Genomic DNA, 15,178 nt, shown 5'->3' with positions numbered 1-15,178 from the left:
ATTTAGAGCATTTAAATAAGACGTAGATGAAACCATCTTTACAGCTAAAATTTAGCCAACAACTTACCATGACACCTCAGCTTCAGCAGGCTATTAAATTGCTGCAGCTGTCTACTCTTGATCTTCAACAGGAGATTCAAGAGGCGCTTGACTCTAACCCACTGTTAGAAGTTGAGGAAGGTAATGACGAGCCTCAATCAGAAAAGAACAATCTCGATAATGATGATGGAGCATCAGAAGCGTCTGCTACTGCATCAAGCGACACCCTGGAAGCCGGAGATGCGTTAGAAAAAAACGATCTCCCTGACGAGTTGCCTATCGACAGTACGTGGGATGAGTATTATTCCGCATCTTCAGCGCCAGCGCCAGGTCCATCAAGTGATGATGAACAGATTTTCCAAGGCGAAACTACTGACGATATTCAAGAACACCTTTCTTGGCAGATGCGCCTGACCCATTTCTCGGAAACTGACCGGGCAATTGCAACGGCGATTATTGACTCGATTGATGAATCTGGCTATCTAACCGTCTCTCTTGAAGAAATTCTTGATGCGGTAAACGATGATGACTTAGAAGAGCCTATAGAGATGGACGAAGTAGAGTGCGTATTAAAGCGTATTCAAATGTTCGACCCCATTGGTTCTGGTTCACGGACACCTCAAGAGTGTTTAATGGTTCAGCTTCGCCAATTTTCAGACGATACGCCGTGGCTCGCTGAAGCGAAGCAGTTAATCGAAGAGTACTCTGACCTTCTTAGTAGCAAAGACTATCGCACGTTAATGCGTAAGAGTCGCCTGAAGGAAGATCAGCTGCGTGAGGCTATGCGTTTGTTACAAACCTTGAATCCTCGCCCAGGTAGTGCTTTAGTTACTAAAGAGCCTGAATATGTTATTCCTGATGTTTCAGTCGCCAAAAAGAATGGTCGTTGGGTGGTAGAATTAAACCCCGACAGCCTGCCTAAATTAAGCGTGAATCAACAGTACGCTGCGATGAGTCGTCGTGCAAAGAACAGTAGCGACTCTCAATTCATCCGCTCACACATGCAAGAAGCCAAGTGGTTCATAAAGAGCCTAGAGTCACGCAATGAAACCCTGATGAAGGTTGCGAATTGCATTGTGCAGCAGCAGATGGGTTTTTTCGAGCACGGCCCGGAAATGATGAAACCAATGGTGTTAAATGATGTCGCAGAAATGGTAGATATGCACGAATCGACTATTTCTCGTGTGACGACGCAAAAATACATGCACACACCACGTGGTATTTTTGAACTGAAGTACTTCTTTTCAAGTCACGTTGCGACAGAGTCTGGTGGTGAGTGTTCATCCACCGCTATTCGAGCATTGATCAAGAAGCTGGTGGCCGCTGAAAATGTTAGCAAGCCGCTAAGTGATAGCAAGATTGCTTCATTGTTGGCCGAGCAAGGCATAAAAGTCGCTCGGCGGACAATAGCAAAATACCGGGAATCGTTATCGATCCCGCCGTCGAACCAACGCAAAAGCCTTATTTAAACGGGCTCTATAATATAAGGAAGACGAAATATGCAAATCAACCTTACTGGTCATCATGTCGAAATCACCGACTCTTTGCGTAATTATGTCGATACGAAGTTCAGCAAACTTGAACGTCACTTTGATCACATTTCTAATGTGCATGTCATCCTGAACGTTGAAAAATTAAATCAAAAAGCCGAAGCGACTGTTCATTTAAGTGGCGCAGAAGTATTCGCATCCTCAGAAAACACCGACATGTATGCGGCGATTGACAGCATGGTTGATAAACTCGACCGGCAAGTAATCAAGCATAAGGAAAAACTGAAAAAACATTAGTAGTTAATTAAGCATGGACATACAAGCCATCGTAAGTCTGGACCGCACTGAATGTGCGGTTCAGTGTAATAGTAAAAAACGAATTCTTGAGATAATCGCAGATATTGCCGCCAAAAATAATGAGAACATCGACTCGGCGACGGTACTCAACAGTCTAATGTCTCGAGAGCGTATGGGAAGCACGGGTATCGGTAACGGTATTGCCTTGCCTCACGGACGTTTAGCGGGTCTCGATAAAGTAATTGCAATTGTCGTAACCTGTACACCGGCTATAGATTTTGACGCCTTAGATGAAAAGCCGGTAGATATATTTTTTGCTTTACTGGTTCCTGAAGAGCAAACCGAAGGGCATTTACAAACCTTGGCAACAGTTGCCGGTAAACTGAGCGACAAAGAGACGATTAAGGCAATACGCCGCGCTACAAAGAGCGATGAGATCCTCTCTGCATTATGTTAATTTCTAATGCCCGTTTGTATTTGGGCAATTGAGCCGTTTCAATCGATAACGCAAACAAGATAAAACCAGTCTATTAGGGAGAAATGAGGTGAAGCTGATTATAATCAGTGGTCGTTCGGGTTCTGGTAAATCTGTGGCGCTACGAGCACTAGAAGATTTAGGCTATTACTGTGTTGACAACATTCCGGTAAATCTACTCCCTACCCTCACTCACACGGTTGTTGATGAATACGATCAAGTCGCGGTGAGTATTGATGTCAGAAATTTACCTAAGAACCCTGATGACCTAGTCGAGATACTTGATTATCTACCCTCATCTTGGTCGATGACGATTGTTTATATCGACGCAAGCGACGATGTACTCGTCAAACGCTTTAGCGAAACCCGTCGTCTTCATCCTCTCGCCAAACTTAACAAATCACTTTTTGAGGCAATAAAAGCCGAATCTGCACTACTTGCGCCTATTGTAGAAAGAGCAGACCTGTATTTAGATACTGATAAGCTAACAATACATCAACTCGCGGAGTTAATTCGAGAGCGCATTCTTGGTAAAAAAAGCTCTCGTCTTGTATTGGTATTTGAATCATTTGGCTTCAAACACGGTATACCAAAAGACGCCGACTATGTTTTTGACGCACGCTTTCTACCAAACCCTCATTGGGAGCCCGACCTTAAGCACCTTACTGGCCTTGATGCACCGGTAGAAGTCTTCTTAGGCTCACAACCAGTGGTAACCAAGTTCATTTGGCAAATTCAAAACCTGATAACCACATGGCTACCTCATTTAGAGCGCAACAACCGAAGCTATGTCACCGTCGCAATAGGGTGTACCGGCGGGCAGCACCGCTCGGTATATATCGCTCAGACTTTATCTAAAACCTTCGGCGAAATTCATCCAGATGTTCAAATTCGCCATAGGGAGTTAAACCAATAATGACGATTCAAAAAACGCTCACTATTGTAAACAAGCTCGGCCTGCATGCTAGAGCAGCTACACAGCTTGTTAAACTTGCAAATCAATTTGACGCCAAGATCATTCTGAAAAAAGGCGACAAGGAAGCCGACGCCAGTAGTGTTCTTGGCTTAATGATGCTGGAAAGTCATCAGGGTGAGCAAGTCGATGTTATTGTTGACGGTGTTGATGCCACAGACGCGCTTGCTGCTATCGAGCAGTTAATAGAAGGCAGGTTTAATGAAGACGAGTAGTCACACGTCTAATTGATTACTTAATATACTTTCAGTCTGGTATTTATCAAATCTTGCGCAAAAGCTATGCAATTGTCATGACAGGATCATTATAATTGCGATACTCTACGGCCACTTAGGCGTTAACGCCTGCACCGTTTATTTTTTCACCCTATAGGAATAACGCCTTATGGCAGAAGCGCTTGTTTCTAAATACGTACAAACACAGCTACGCACACTCAATGCTGCGTTAGTAAACGGGCAATTTGTATCTGTACGTAAGCTTCTGCTCGAATTGCCCCCATCTGATGTTGCCCACATACTTGAGTCGAGCCCCAGCCGGACTCGTGATGAGCTTTGGGAGCTGATTGATAGCGACTTTCACGGTGATATTTTAGAAGAACTATCTGATGATGTTCGAAACGGTATTATCACAAAGATGCTCCCCGCCAATGTGGTTGATGCACTTGAAGAAATGGATACCGATGACTTGGCAGAAACGCTGAGTAGCCTTCCTGAACCCGTGTTGGCAGACATTCTTGATTCAATGGATGCACAAGACCGCGTACGTGCAGAGCAAGCGCTATCTTACGGTGAAGAAACCGCTGGTTTCATCATGAACACCGATACCATTACCTTGCGTCCAGATGTAACCATTGATGTAGTTCTTCGCTACATTCGCTTAAAAGGAGAGTTACCGGAAAATACAGACACCTTCTATGTGGTTAATAGAACGGATAATTTAGTTGGTATTATTCCCGTGGCCCGTTTGCTCACTGCTGACACTGACGACAAAGTATCAGACGTTATGGACGAAGAGTCGGAAGCCATTCCGGTAAACATGCCAGATGATGAAGTGGCAAGCCTGTTTGAGCGTTATAATTGGCTTTCAGCGCCGGTAGTTGATGAAAATCATCGCTTAGTGGGGCGAATTACCATTGATGACGTAGTTGATATCATTCGTGAAGACGCTGAACACTCAATGATGAGTATGGCGGGTCTTGATGATGATGAAGATACCTTTGCGCCTGTTATGCAAAGTACTAAACGCCGTTCCGTTTGGCTGGCAGTTAATTTAGTGACTGCGCTAATGGCTGCAATGGTAAGTGACTTATTTGAAGCCACGCTAAGCCAGCTCGCCGTATTAGCTATATTAAATACTATCGTACCGAGCATGGGCGGCGTGGCTGGTAACCAGACACTAACTCTTGTTATTCGGGGTATGGCGCTCGGTCATGTAAATGCCAGTAACTCGCGTTGGCTTATCAGTAAGGAAATCTCTATCGGCTTTTTAAATGGGGCAATTTGGGCTGTGCTTATTGCCTCTGTTATCGCACTCTGGAAGCAAGATTACATGCTGGGCGTTATTATCGCCTTTGCGATGATGGTAAACATGATTGCGGCAGCGCTTGCCGGCGCAACCTTACCCATGATCATGAAGCGCCTTAAAATAGACCCAGCGCTTGCTGGAAGCGTTATTTTAACTACGATAACCGATGTGGTTGGTATCTTTGCCTTTTTAGGTACGGCAACGCTGTTTTTAATTTAAGCCTAAAAAACAATCATCCTTAATTAGGATCTAGCAATTTTTGATATTATGCGCTTAGGCAATTAACGAATTGGCTGTATACCCATTAATATTCAGTTTGTATCCGACACCCCATACGGTTTGTACTAGCTGTCCGCCATTTTCAATGCTGTTAACCTTATCAAGTTTAGTGCGTAGACGATTAATATGGGTGTTTACCGTATGTTCGTACCCTTCGTGATTATAGCCCCACACCTCGCTAAGTAGTTGGTTGCGAGAAAAAACCTGATTGGGATGACGACAGAAATAATTCAACAAGGTGAATTCTCGTGCTGTTAGTGTCAGCAATTGCCCATTAATCGTCACGCTGTGATAACGCAAGTCGACGCTAAGCGGGCCTATCTCGATACGCTCGTCACTACCACCGGAAGCTCTCGTGTTTTCGTGGTTAGGCATACTTCTACGCATATGAGAGCGAATACGTGCTGAAAACATACGTTCGTCAAACGCACCAGTAAAGTAGTCATCAACACCCGCTTCATAATAATTTGCCTCATCTACCTCTGTGTAGACCTTATCTGCTAGAGACATATCACTTTCAACAGCCACTACCCAGCTTTCGGTATTAGCGTCTACAAGAGTTTTAATACGCTGCAGGCACATAGTATTACTGTGCGATTCAACAATAATAAGTGAATACTGCTGCGCCTTAAGCAACGACTCTGCGGATTGAAAATTAGAGACTGCGTCGTAAAGAAAACTATGCTTACTTAAGCATTGCGATATATTTTGTTGAAACTTATTTCCAGTGTAGATGATAAGGATCATAACTCGCTCCTAATTCGCCAATAAAAAACAAGACCCGACCCTTCGTGTTTTTATTTCACATTAATAACAATTTTTTGATTGATAAATAAGCACCAAAAATTTTTAACAATATCGTCATTTAGCGATACAAAACTGTGTTTTTTTTGTGATAGTTCTGTGATGAATTAAAAATTTTACTGCCCTAAATTCTTATGCGATTTAAGCCATAAACAAGGACAATAAAATGAAATTCACTAAACTTGCTAGCGCTACCCTACTGTCGCTTGCAACAATTTCCGTAAGCCAAGCCGTTATATTAGATGTTGAAATTACTAACTTAACCCAGGCGCAAAGCTTTACGCCGCGCTTAGTCATAGCTCACGATGACACAGTTGACGCTTTTGAGGTCGGACAGCCAGCTTCATCGGCGTTAGCGTGGCTTGCTGAAGCGGGGGTTATTGATGATGAGCAAAACGCTGATTCAAGCGGCGCTAACTTTGAGGCGTTATTGGGCCCTGTCGATACAGACAATGGCTCAAACACATGGCATCGTTTTGGCGGCCTTCTAGCCCCGAAAGCAACATTAAGTTATCCGTTCGACACAATGGACAAGCCTTATCTTTCACTGCTGTCTATGCTGATACCGACTAATGATGCCTTTGTAGGTATGGACAGTATTGAAATCCCTACTGAGCCTGGCACCTATACGTATTATCTTAATGCGTACGATGCTGGCACTGAGTTAAACGATGAGCTAAATAGTGCTCGTACTGACGTCGTTGAAGCTGGTACAGGAAATGCGCTGGGTGGATATGGTGTTCCTGGTGTCGCTGGCGGCGGTGCGCCTACTCGTATCGTCGACTTAGGTACGGGCGGCACAGGTGTGGCGGCACAGGTAGTTAACGGTGAAATAGAAGATGGTGAAGATGGCCCAGTACACATCCACCGCAATGCGCTTGGCGATACTGATAGCGCCGCTGGTGCCAGTGATCTGGACTCTACCGTACACCGTTGGTTAAACCCCGTTGCACGTGTTGTTATAACTGTTCCTGCATCTTAAGGAGCCATTAAAATGACTAATAAAATAGTAAAACTCAGTACGTTATTGATGCTATCGGCTCTTTTAGCGGCGTGCGGCGATGATGGTGATACAGGACCTCAAGGGCCAGCTGGTCCTCAAGGTGAAGCTGGAGTCGACGGTCAAGATGGTGCCGATGGCGCAGACGGCCAAGACGGTTCGAACGGGCAAGACGGTAGCAACGGTAATTCAGCGGTTTACACAGTTCAAATTACCAACTTAACTTACTCTCAGCCCTTTGCACCTGCCGCCGTCATTTTACACGAGTCAGGCTTCCATTCATTTAGTGAGGGCGAGCCAGCCAGCATGGGCATTGAAATTATGGCTGAGGGCGGTGACCCGTCTATGGTCATTACTGAAGCCATGGACTCCACGGACTTTTTGGATGCGCAAAACTCTGGAGGAATATTGGGCCCTCGCTCAATGGGCACAGAACTAACCCTTGTGGTTCCGGAACTCGATGCTGACGACTTACGCCTTACGGTAACCACCATGCTGGTCAACACTAACGACGCGTTCACCGGCTTAAACGCTGCTAATGTAAGTAACATGGCGGTTGGTGATACAAAAACGTTCATGACAGTGACCTGGGACGCTGGTACCGAAGCAAACACAGAAACCGCTACCACTATGCCTGGCCCTGCTGCTAGTGCAGCTGGTGGTGGCGGAGAGGCAGCGGGTTATGATGTAGTTAGGGACGACCTTGCCGATGCAGTAAGGCTCCATCAAGGTGTGGTAACCAGTGCAAACGCAAATGACCCAAGCCGTGAAGGTTTGTCAACGTCCGTACTAACCGAAGCCCATCGCTTTGATTTTCCGACAAGTCGTGTTGTGATAACGCGAACCCGTTAACTGGTAAACGGCAATGCCACGTTAAAGCGCCCTATTACGCAGGTAATGGGGTGTTTTTACTTTTGTGCGAAAGGGAGAACCGGAGATGAAACTTAAGGGAATAAGAAAGATAAGCGCTGGCTTTGCTGAGTAGATAAACTTCACAAAACCAGGCTAATACATTATTTGACAAGCTATTTAATGAGCTAATTAATAAGCTATTTAATAACCTTGAGAGTAGGTTTACCCTTTTTAGGTGGAACAGGCGCGTCTTTGACGTCGCTTGCATCAGCGTCTTCAAGCGACGTTGGGCCGCTAGGCTGAGATGCATTTTCAGATGTGTCCGCACTGTCTTGCTGTGCTCGTGCCACATCTTCCTCTGTTGCAAACACGGTACCCGCACCGTTTTCCCTTGCATAAATCGCTATAATTGCTTCACATGGCATGCTTAGTCTTCTTGGTTGCCCAGAAAAACGCGCTTGAAACGATAAGCCATCTAAATCAAGGGAGAAATTAACACACGCACTTGGTGATACATTCAAGACGATTTGACCATCTTTAACGAACTCTTGCGGTACTTCTACCAGTTCGTTGGTTGCATCGACCACAATATACGGCGTTAAGTCATTATCAACAATCCACTCATAGAACGCCCTAAGCAAATAGGGCTGGTTTGACGTCATAGATGTCATAACGGGTTGTGAATCTCGCGCTCTTGGTCAGTCAAAGACGCTTTAAACGAACTGCGAGAGAAAATGCGATTCATATAAGCATTAATTTCTTTGCTGCCTGCACCGTTAAGCTCGATACCAAGTGCTGGTAAACGCCATAGTAGCGGAGCAAGGTAGCAGTCGACCAAACTAAACTCTTCGCTCATGAAGTAAGGCATTTCACCAAACACAGGTGCTAGTGATAACAATGCTTCACGCAGTTCATTTCGTGCTGCCTCTACATCACCCTCACCACGGAAAATGCGCGCAGCCAGTGAGTACCAATCTTGCTCAATGCGGTGCATCATCAGACGGCTTTGACCACGTGATACAGGATAAACAGGCATTAATGGTGGATGTGGAAAACGCTCATCAAGGTATTCCATGATGATGTGAGACTTATAAAGTACAAGTTCACGGTCAACTAGGGTTGGAACAGTACCGTAAGGGTTTAGCTCCAACAGATCTTCAGACAGGTTGCTAGGATCTGTGAAGCTGATTTCAACACCCACACCTTTTTCTGCCAACACAATACGTGCCTGGTGGCTGTAAATATCAATTGTGTCAGAGAACAACGTCATAATAGAACGTTTATTCGCGGCTACGGCCATTCAATTTCCTCCGTCGAGAAACAAGTTTATGCTTACAAACGGTAAGCTTATTACGTTAATTCGTGCTACCTGAAAGCGCTTGTCTTAGACGCTTTCAGGTAGCACGAATAAATACCAAAAAAGGGGGCGAGACGCCCCCTTTTCATATTATACATAAATCTGTGCGATTAGTGCACTTCTCGCCAGTATTCTTTCTTCAGTAAGTAAACAAATACAAACAATACTGCGATAAAGATAAGTACCCACTTACCAATTTTGTGAGATTCAAGTTTTGAAGGCTCACCCGTGTACTCAAGGAAGTTCACGATATCGGCAACGGCTTGGTCGTATTCGTCAGGAGACATGGCGCCAGTGCCATCTGACTTGATGCCTACAAAACGCTTAACCATTTCACCATCAACCATTTGCTCTTCGTAAGTACGAGTAGGCGTACCTTGAAGTGGTTGAAGTACGTGTGGCATGCCCACTTCTGGGAATACAGTGTTGTTCACACCAAACGGGCGGCTCTCATCTACATAAAAAGAGCGCAGATAGGTGTAAATCCAATCTTCACCACGAACGCGAGCAACTAGCGTAAGATCTGGTGGCGCAGCACCAAACCAACCTGCAGCTGCCTCTTCAGGCATGGCACGAGTGATATAGTCAGCCACCTTTTCACCCGTAAACTGGAGATACTCTTGACCAAGTTCATCAGGAATACCCAAGTCTTGGAATGAACGCTGATAGCGCTGATACTTCATAGAGTGACAGCCCAAGCAGTAGTTCATAAACAATTGAGCACCGCGCTGTAAAGATGCCTTATCGGTTAAATCGATAGGCGCCTTGTCTAAGTGCACGTTACCACCTGCCGCAAGCGCTACGCCAGGTAGGAAGAAGGCTAAAAAGCACATCATTTTTTTCATTTAGGAATCCTCTCTGGCACAGGTTTAGTGTTTTCGTTTTTGCTGTACAAGAACAGTGCAATGAAGAAACCGAAGTACATGATGGTCGCAACCTGCGACGCTACAATTTTCCAGTTTTCTTGTGGCGTACCACCTAGATAACCCAGGAAGATAAACACAATTGCAAACACGATTAGGTTCACTTTGTGCAAGCCACAGCGATAGCGCCATGATTTAACGCGACCACGGTCAACCCAAGGTAGAGCAAATAGCGCAGCAATCGCACCAAACATTGCTAGTACACCGAACAACTTGTCAGGTACCGCTTTCAAAATCGCATAGAACGGCGTGAAGTACCACACTGGGAAGATGTGCTCAGGTGTCTTCAGCGGGTTAGCAATTTCAAAGTTAGGATGTTCCAAGAACTTACCGCCCATTTCTGGCGCGAAGAACAGTACATAAGTAAATAGTGCTAGGAACACACAGAACGCCACAAGGTCTTTAAGCACGATGTGTGGGAAGAACGGTAACACGTCATCAGCGATGTCGTATTTGCTTGTGTAGTACTCGTGGATTTCATATTTAGTCTTTTCAGACTCAGGTAGTGAACCTTTCTTGTGTTTAATCGCAACACCGTCGGGGTTGTTAGAACCCACTTCGTGAAGTGCGATAATGTGAAGGAACACAAGGATAACAATAACCAAAGGCAGTGCAATTACGTGAAGTGCAAAGAAACGGTTAAGTGTAGCGCCAGAGATAACATAGTCACCCTGTAACCAAACAACAAGGTCAGGGCCTACAACAGGGATTGCGCCGAATAGCGAAACGATTACCTGAGCACCCCAATAAGACATTTGTCCCCATGGTAGTACATAGCCCATGAATGCTTCCGCCATAAGCGCTAGGTAGATAAACATACCGAACACCCATAGAAGTTCACGAGGCTTCTGATAAGAACCGTAAATCATGCCACGGAACATATGCATGTATACAACGATAAAGAACGCCGATGCGCCAGTACTGTGCATATAGCGGATAATCCAACCGTAGTCGATTTCACGCATGATGTATTCAACAGAAGCGAAAGCGCCTTCTGAAGAAGGAACGAAATTCATGGTTAACCAAATACCAGTAACAATTTGGTTTACCAAAACGATAGTAGCTAGGAATCCGAACACATACCAAAAGTTCATGTTCTTTGGCGCTGGGTATTGAATAGCGTGCATGTTTGCAACGCGCATCAATGGGATGCGGTCTTCAATCCAACCTAGAAAAGCGTTCATAATAATTAAGCCTCCGCTTCTGAACCAATGATGATATTTGTATCATCAACGAACTGATAAGGCGGCACTACTAGGTTTAAAGGTGCCGGTACGTTTTGGAATACACGTCCCGCCATATCAAACTTAGAACCGTGGCATGGGCAGAAGAAACCATCAGGTACACCTTCAACGTATTCTTCAAACGCGCCATCTTTGAGGTGCTGTGGAGAGCAACCTAAGTGCGTACAAATACCAACAAGAATCAGGTATTCTTCTTTCATTGAACGGAAACGATTTTGAGCAAAAGTTGGCTGCTGCTCAGCTTCAGAGTTAGGATCTTTCAGCTTATCTTCGTGTGCGCCTAATTCTTCAAGAATTTCTGGCGTGCGACGAACAATCCATACTGGCTTGCTTCGCCACATTACACGTACTAACTGTCCAGGTTCAATCCCGCTGATATCTACTTCAACGTCAGCACCAGCGGCTTTCGCTTTGGCGCTTGGATTCCAGGACGCAATAAAAGGCACAGCAGCACCAACGACACCTACACCACCAACTACCGACGTGGCAACGGTCAAGAACCGACGACGAGTGTTGTTTTCTGGCTGGTTTTCATTGTGTGCAGACTCTGTTGCATCTACAGATACATTGCTCATCCACATTTCTCCAGGTTTGGATAATTATGATGTGTAACCCAAGCTTATACTGGTTTTGTCACGCTTGAGTCATGCATCATATGGCTTGTCATGATAGCGACGCTACAGCAAAATTTTGCTAGTTCACGAAGTCACGAAAGTTTTCAAAATTTTCGACCGCAAATGATAAAAGAAAAGCCCTTATAAACACAAGGTTTTACTGCTATTTAAGCGATAATTTAATTCAAAAGGTATGATAAGGTTTAGCGAGGTAAACCTCTAAAATCAAGGTTTTGAGGTATATTTGATGGGATAAGGCGTAGAAATTAAACCTTTGTTATAAAATCACTTGTGAAAGCAAAAATAAAAAACCCGGCATAAGCCGGGTTTTTGCAATACAAAAAGCGTAAAAATTAACGCTTTGAGAATTGAGGACGCTTACGCGCTTTGTGAAGACCAACTTTCTTACGTTCAACGCGACGTGCGTCACGAGTAACGAAGCCAGCTTTACGAAGGGCTGGACGTAGCGCTTCATCATACTCCATAAGAGCACGAGTAAGACCGTGACGGATTGCGCCCGCTTGACCGTTAGAACCACCACCTTTTACAGTGACGTAAACGTCAAACTTTTCAGTCATTTCAACAAGTTCAAGTGGCTGACGAACAACCATGCACTCTGTTTCACGACCAAAGTACTCGTCAAGAGCGCGTTGGTTTACTTTAATGCTACCTGTGCCTGGACGTAGGAACACACGAGCAGTAGAACTTTTGCGGCGGCCTGTGCCGTAGTATTGAGTATCTGCCATGTTAATAGCTCCTTAAATGTCCAAAACTTGTGGTTGCTGTGCTGCGTGAGAGTGTTCTGCACCAGCGTAAACTTTCATTTTACGGAACATTGCGCGACCTAGAGGGCCTTTTGGCAACATGCCTTTAACTGCTTTTTCAAGAACCATTTCTGGCTTGTGAGCAATTAGTTTTTCAAAGTTTGTCTCTTTAAGACCACCTGGGTAACCAGAGTGCGCATAGTACATTTTGTCTTGCGCTTTACGGCCTGTTACCGCAACCTTTTCAGCATTGATTACGATGATGTAATCACCAGTGTCCACGTGAGGTGTGTACTCTGGCTTGTGCTTGCCACGAAGGCGTAGTGCGATTTCAGAAGCCAAACGGCCTAGAGTTTTGTCTGTGGCGTCTACCACATACCAGTCACGTTGTACCGTTTCTGGCTTAGCAACAAAAGTTTTCATTTTCAAATTCACCCGAATAATATCGTCGTTACTGATTTCTGAACACCAGAAATCACCTTAAAATCAACACAAAGACCCCTTCGAGCCGGCTGATTCTTCCACCTTCCCAAAGGTGGGCGTAACTGGGCAGGGCGCGAATTATACAGGAATTGACATAAATGCGAACCCCTAATGCAAAATAAATGAATAATATTTAGCCATAAAACAAATGACAATGCGCTTAATATGCGATATTTTTTATTTGTTATATTTTTGATCACAAAATTAAAACAAATGAAATTCTCATCAGCGGCATGTCTTAGTGCATTTGCGTTATTTTTTCTTTGCTACGATGTAGTGGCCAAAGAAGAAAATCACCAGAGTATTGTTTTCACACGCGCGTTTGCAGACAACGATTACGGCAACTATCACGTCGCAGTTTTGCAAGCCGCACTTAATGCAACCCCAGATCTGGGAACCACAACCTTAGTTCCACATCCCCAACCCATGAGTCAAAGCCGTCAGCTGGTGTCACTTATCAATGGCGAAGCTGACGTCATGTGGAGCGCAACCAGTCAAGTTCGAGAAAAACAACTTATCCCTATCAGACTTCCATTACTCAAGGGTTTTGCTGGCTTCCGCGTGTTCGTCATAAACCCAGATAAACAAGATAGTTTTAACTATTCCATTGATAGTTCAACACTGAAAACTCGGACCCTAGTACAGGGTTCGGATTGGCCTGATTTAACTGTACTGAGCTCGAATGGTTACAACGTTGAAGGTGAGGATTGGAGCTTGTGGTTTAATTCTATGTATTCACTCGTGGAGAAAAATCTTGTTGACGCCTTTCCCCGCAACATCATTGAAGTACATCGCGAGCTGTCCCGCCATTCTGATAAGCATGTTTCCTTAGAGCAATATCACCTACTCAATTATCCCAACTATGAATATTTTTTTGTAAGCCCAAATAACCAGGCGCTTGCCAACAGGTTGAAGATAGGTCTTATTCGAATATTGGAAAACGGTGAACTTAATAACATTTTTAATTACTTTGACTACCACGAAGAGGCAGGAAAGCTCGTCGATAGTGGCACACGTAGAATTCACTATCTTGATAATCCCAACATTCCTTATCGAATAAACTACGCCCGCTGGGACAAACACCCACAGCTAGCGATTGAGGCACTAAGAAAAGAACTTATTGAATTGCGATAATAAACACCAAGGTCGTTTTTAAGATTTTATTTGATGACTTTACAACGCTGCGACTGTTTTTCGATGTCCATTGCTCATACGGGCACCACATGGTTAGTCTTTGGCGTTCGCAAAACGCGAAGCAAGAAAGGTAGCTAGTAAGTAAGCCTTCGCAATCTTCATGAAAACAGTAACTTGACTGCCCTCACAGTATAGTTCTTAAGGTTTTCTTAAGCTTTCTGGTATACACTTTTACTGATTACATATCGTCGAGTATCTGAATGCGAATATTATTGGTTGAGGATGATAGGCCTTTGTCTGATGCGCTAGCCTTGTCTCTTAAAAATGCAAACTATGCTGTTGACTGCGTTTATACAGGTGCAGACGCAATGACAACCCTTAGTATCGGACAAACCGACATCGTTGTTCTTGATTTAGGCTTACCCGATACAGATGGTTTGAATGTACTTCAATCGATACGCAAAAAGAATGCGACACTCCCGGTATTAATTCTAACTGCACGAGATAAAGTATCCGACAAAATCTCTGGGTTAGACGCAGGTGCTGATGATTATTTACCAAAACCATTTGAAATTGATGAATTACTCGCCAGATTACGCGTACTTGAACGCCGCCTAGGTACGGCTTCCCAAACAATCATTACGATTAAAAATGTGAGTCTTGATACCGCACACCACACGCTGACAATCGACAATGAGACCATACACTTACCAAGACGTGAGCTTATGGTACTTAAAGCGCTCATAGAAAATGCCGGGCGCGTATTGAGCAAAAATCAGCTTGAAAACAAACTTTATGAATGGGGCGAAGAAGTAGCAAGTAACACGATAGAGGTTCATGTGAGTCATTTGCGAAAAAAAATGCCTGATAATTTTATCAAAACCATTCGCGGCGTGGGCTACTGTATTTCTAAATCGGGGGAATGA

At 44.4% G+C, this 15,178-nt stretch carries 18 protein-coding genes; 10 read left to right on the top strand and 8 right to left on the bottom strand.

What is annotated here, in order from left to right; all coding sequences use genetic code 11:
* The first annotated feature begins 26 nt into the window (after positions 1 to 26).
* The 6 genes from ACM0P2_RS03585 (at position 27) to mgtE (ending at position 5,017) form a co-directional block, all read left to right on the top strand.
* Positions 27 to 1,508, top strand: a complete 1,482-nt coding sequence (locus ACM0P2_RS03585) for an RNA polymerase factor sigma-54 (RefSeq protein ID WP_159118417.1) — start codon at positions 27 to 29, stop codon at positions 1,506 to 1,508.
* A gap of 30 nt (positions 1,509 to 1,538) precedes the next feature.
* Positions 1,539 to 1,826 (top strand): ribosome hibernation promoting factor, encoded by a 288-nt coding sequence (gene hpf / locus ACM0P2_RS03580; RefSeq protein ID WP_012517338.1) that lies wholly within the window; start codon positions 1,539 to 1,541, stop codon positions 1,824 to 1,826.
* A 13-nt stretch (positions 1,827 to 1,839) separates the two neighbouring features.
* Complete coding sequence (ptsN, locus tag ACM0P2_RS03575) at positions 1,840 to 2,283, top strand: PTS IIA-like nitrogen regulatory protein PtsN (protein WP_159118416.1); 444 nt, start codon at positions 1,840 to 1,842, stop codon at positions 2,281 to 2,283.
* 88 nt (positions 2,284 to 2,371) lie between these two features.
* Entirely contained in the window at positions 2,372 to 3,217 is an 846-nt protein-coding gene (gene rapZ / locus ACM0P2_RS03570) for an RNase adapter RapZ (RefSeq protein WP_105930672.1), read from the top strand.
* Positions 3,217 to 3,489: an HPr family phosphocarrier protein gene (locus tag ACM0P2_RS03565; protein ID WP_159118415.1), complete on the top strand. Its 273-nt coding sequence runs from the start codon at positions 3,217 to 3,219 to the stop codon at positions 3,487 to 3,489. Before rapZ ends, ACM0P2_RS03565 begins: the two co-directional genes overlap by 1 nt.
* Before the next feature lie 169 nt (positions 3,490 to 3,658).
* Entirely contained in the window at positions 3,659 to 5,017 is a 1,359-nt protein-coding gene (gene mgtE, locus ACM0P2_RS03560; RefSeq protein WP_159118414.1) for a magnesium transporter, read from the top strand.
* A gap of 54 nt (positions 5,018 to 5,071) precedes the next feature.
* Here mgtE and ACM0P2_RS03555 read toward each other — a convergent pair whose 3' ends face one another.
* The gene (locus ACM0P2_RS03555) at positions 5,072 to 5,824 is read right to left on the bottom strand and encodes a winged helix-turn-helix transcriptional regulator (protein WP_159118413.1); all 753 of its coding nucleotides are present in this window, start codon (positions 5,822 to 5,824) and stop codon (positions 5,072 to 5,074) included.
* Between the two features lie 223 nt (positions 5,825 to 6,047).
* Between ACM0P2_RS03555 and ACM0P2_RS03550 the strand changes: the two genes are divergently transcribed.
* Positions 6,048 to 6,863: a spondin domain-containing protein gene (locus ACM0P2_RS03550; protein WP_159118412.1), complete on the top strand. Its 816-nt coding sequence runs from the start codon at positions 6,048 to 6,050 to the stop codon at positions 6,861 to 6,863.
* A 12-nt stretch (positions 6,864 to 6,875) separates the two neighbouring features.
* Entirely contained in the window at positions 6,876 to 7,733 is an 858-nt protein-coding gene (locus ACM0P2_RS03545; RefSeq protein WP_159118411.1) for a spondin domain-containing protein, read from the top strand.
* A gap of 197 nt (positions 7,734 to 7,930) precedes the next feature.
* On the opposite strand, the gene ACM0P2_RS03540 is transcribed toward ACM0P2_RS03545, so the two are convergent.
* The 7 genes from ACM0P2_RS03540 to rplM form a co-directional block, all read right to left on the bottom strand.
* A complete protein-coding gene (locus tag ACM0P2_RS03540) occupies positions 7,931 to 8,404 on the bottom strand; it encodes a ClpXP protease specificity-enhancing factor (RefSeq protein WP_120960770.1) in 474 nt (157 codons plus the stop codon).
* Positions 8,401 to 9,033 carry a stringent starvation protein SspA gene (sspA, locus tag ACM0P2_RS03535; protein WP_159118410.1) on the bottom strand — a complete coding sequence of 211 codons (633 nt, stop codon included), beginning with the start codon at positions 9,031 to 9,033 and terminating at the stop codon, positions 8,401 to 8,403. The genes ACM0P2_RS03540 and sspA overlap by 4 nt, the downstream gene beginning before the upstream one ends.
* Positions 9,034 to 9,200: 167 nt before the next feature.
* Complete coding sequence (locus ACM0P2_RS03530; protein ID WP_159118409.1) at positions 9,201 to 9,935, bottom strand: cytochrome c1; 735 nt, start codon at positions 9,933 to 9,935, stop codon at positions 9,201 to 9,203.
* Positions 9,932 to 11,197, bottom strand: coding sequence for a cytochrome b (locus ACM0P2_RS03525; RefSeq protein WP_159118408.1), 1,266 nt, complete (start codon positions 11,195 to 11,197; stop codon positions 9,932 to 9,934). Before ACM0P2_RS03525 ends, ACM0P2_RS03530 begins: the two co-directional genes overlap by 4 nt.
* A gap of 5 nt (positions 11,198 to 11,202) precedes the next feature.
* Positions 11,203 to 11,832, bottom strand: coding sequence for a ubiquinol-cytochrome c reductase iron-sulfur subunit (petA, locus tag ACM0P2_RS03520; protein ID WP_105930682.1), 630 nt, complete (start codon positions 11,830 to 11,832; stop codon positions 11,203 to 11,205).
* Positions 11,833 to 12,224: 392 nt separating this feature from the next.
* Positions 12,225 to 12,617: a 30S ribosomal protein S9 gene (rpsI, locus tag ACM0P2_RS03515; protein WP_025256473.1), complete on the bottom strand. Its 393-nt coding sequence runs from the start codon at positions 12,615 to 12,617 to the stop codon at positions 12,225 to 12,227.
* 12 nt (positions 12,618 to 12,629) lie between these two features.
* Positions 12,630 to 13,058, bottom strand: a complete 429-nt coding sequence (gene rplM, locus ACM0P2_RS03510; RefSeq protein ID WP_012517329.1) for a 50S ribosomal protein L13 — start codon at positions 13,056 to 13,058, stop codon at positions 12,630 to 12,632.
* A gap of 273 nt (positions 13,059 to 13,331) precedes the next feature.
* Here rplM and ACM0P2_RS03505 point away from each other — a divergent pair, with 273 nt between their 5' ends.
* Both ACM0P2_RS03505 and ACM0P2_RS03500 read left to right on the top strand, forming a co-directional pair.
* Positions 13,332 to 14,252, top strand: coding sequence for a hypothetical protein (locus tag ACM0P2_RS03505; protein ID WP_159118407.1), 921 nt, complete (start codon positions 13,332 to 13,334; stop codon positions 14,250 to 14,252).
* 260 nt (positions 14,253 to 14,512) lie between these two features.
* Positions 14,513 to 15,178, top strand: coding sequence for a response regulator (locus ACM0P2_RS03500; protein ID WP_159118406.1), 666 nt, complete (start codon positions 14,513 to 14,515; stop codon positions 15,176 to 15,178).

Source organism: Alteromonas sp. OM2203 (genome assembly GCF_048517045.1).
GTDB classification, from domain to species: Bacteria; Pseudomonadota; Gammaproteobacteria; order Enterobacterales; family Alteromonadaceae; genus Alteromonas; species Alteromonas gracilis.
This window is presented reverse-complemented; position numbering and strand designations above follow the sequence as displayed.

What these genes read in the sequence shown, in the direction of transcription:
- ACM0P2_RS03585 (WP_159118417.1), top strand. Translation starts at nt 27, where the DNA reads ATGAAACCATCTTTACAGCTAAAATTTAGCCAACAACTTACCATGACA.
- hpf (WP_012517338.1), top strand. Translation starts at nt 1,539, where the DNA reads ATGCAAATCAACCTTACTGGTCATCATGTCGAAATCACCGACTCTTTG.
- ptsN (WP_159118416.1), top strand. Translation starts at nt 1,840, where the DNA reads ATGGACATACAAGCCATCGTAAGTCTGGACCGCACTGAATGTGCGGTT.
- ACM0P2_RS03565 (WP_159118415.1), top strand. Translation starts at nt 3,217, where the DNA reads ATGACGATTCAAAAAACGCTCACTATTGTAAACAAGCTCGGCCTGCAT.
- mgtE (WP_159118414.1), top strand. Translation starts at nt 3,659, where the DNA reads ATGGCAGAAGCGCTTGTTTCTAAATACGTACAAACACAGCTACGCACA.
- ACM0P2_RS03555 (WP_159118413.1), bottom strand. Translation starts at nt 5,824, where the DNA reads ATGATCCTTATCATCTACACTGGAAATAAGTTTCAACAAAATATATCG.
- ACM0P2_RS03550 (WP_159118412.1), top strand. Translation starts at nt 6,048, where the DNA reads ATGAAATTCACTAAACTTGCTAGCGCTACCCTACTGTCGCTTGCAACA.
- ACM0P2_RS03545 (WP_159118411.1), top strand. Translation starts at nt 6,876, where the DNA reads ATGACTAATAAAATAGTAAAACTCAGTACGTTATTGATGCTATCGGCT.
- ACM0P2_RS03540 (WP_120960770.1), bottom strand. Translation starts at nt 8,404, where the DNA reads ATGACATCTATGACGTCAAACCAGCCCTATTTGCTTAGGGCGTTCTAT.
- sspA (WP_159118410.1), bottom strand. Translation starts at nt 9,033, where the DNA reads ATGGCCGTAGCCGCGAATAAACGTTCTATTATGACGTTGTTCTCTGAC.
- ACM0P2_RS03530 (WP_159118409.1), bottom strand. Translation starts at nt 9,935, where the DNA reads ATGAAAAAAATGATGTGCTTTTTAGCCTTCTTCCTACCTGGCGTAGCG.
- ACM0P2_RS03525 (WP_159118408.1), bottom strand. Translation starts at nt 11,197, where the DNA reads ATGAACGCTTTTCTAGGTTGGATTGAAGACCGCATCCCATTGATGCGC.
- petA (WP_105930682.1), bottom strand. Translation starts at nt 11,832, where the DNA reads ATGAGCAATGTATCTGTAGATGCAACAGAGTCTGCACACAATGAAAAC.
- rpsI (WP_025256473.1), bottom strand. Translation starts at nt 12,617, where the DNA reads ATGGCAGATACTCAATACTACGGCACAGGCCGCCGCAAAAGTTCTACT.
- rplM (WP_012517329.1), bottom strand. Translation starts at nt 13,058, where the DNA reads ATGAAAACTTTTGTTGCTAAGCCAGAAACGGTACAACGTGACTGGTAT.
- ACM0P2_RS03505 (WP_159118407.1), top strand. Translation starts at nt 13,332, where the DNA reads ATGAAATTCTCATCAGCGGCATGTCTTAGTGCATTTGCGTTATTTTTT.
- ACM0P2_RS03500 (WP_159118406.1), top strand. Translation starts at nt 14,513, where the DNA reads ATGCGAATATTATTGGTTGAGGATGATAGGCCTTTGTCTGATGCGCTA.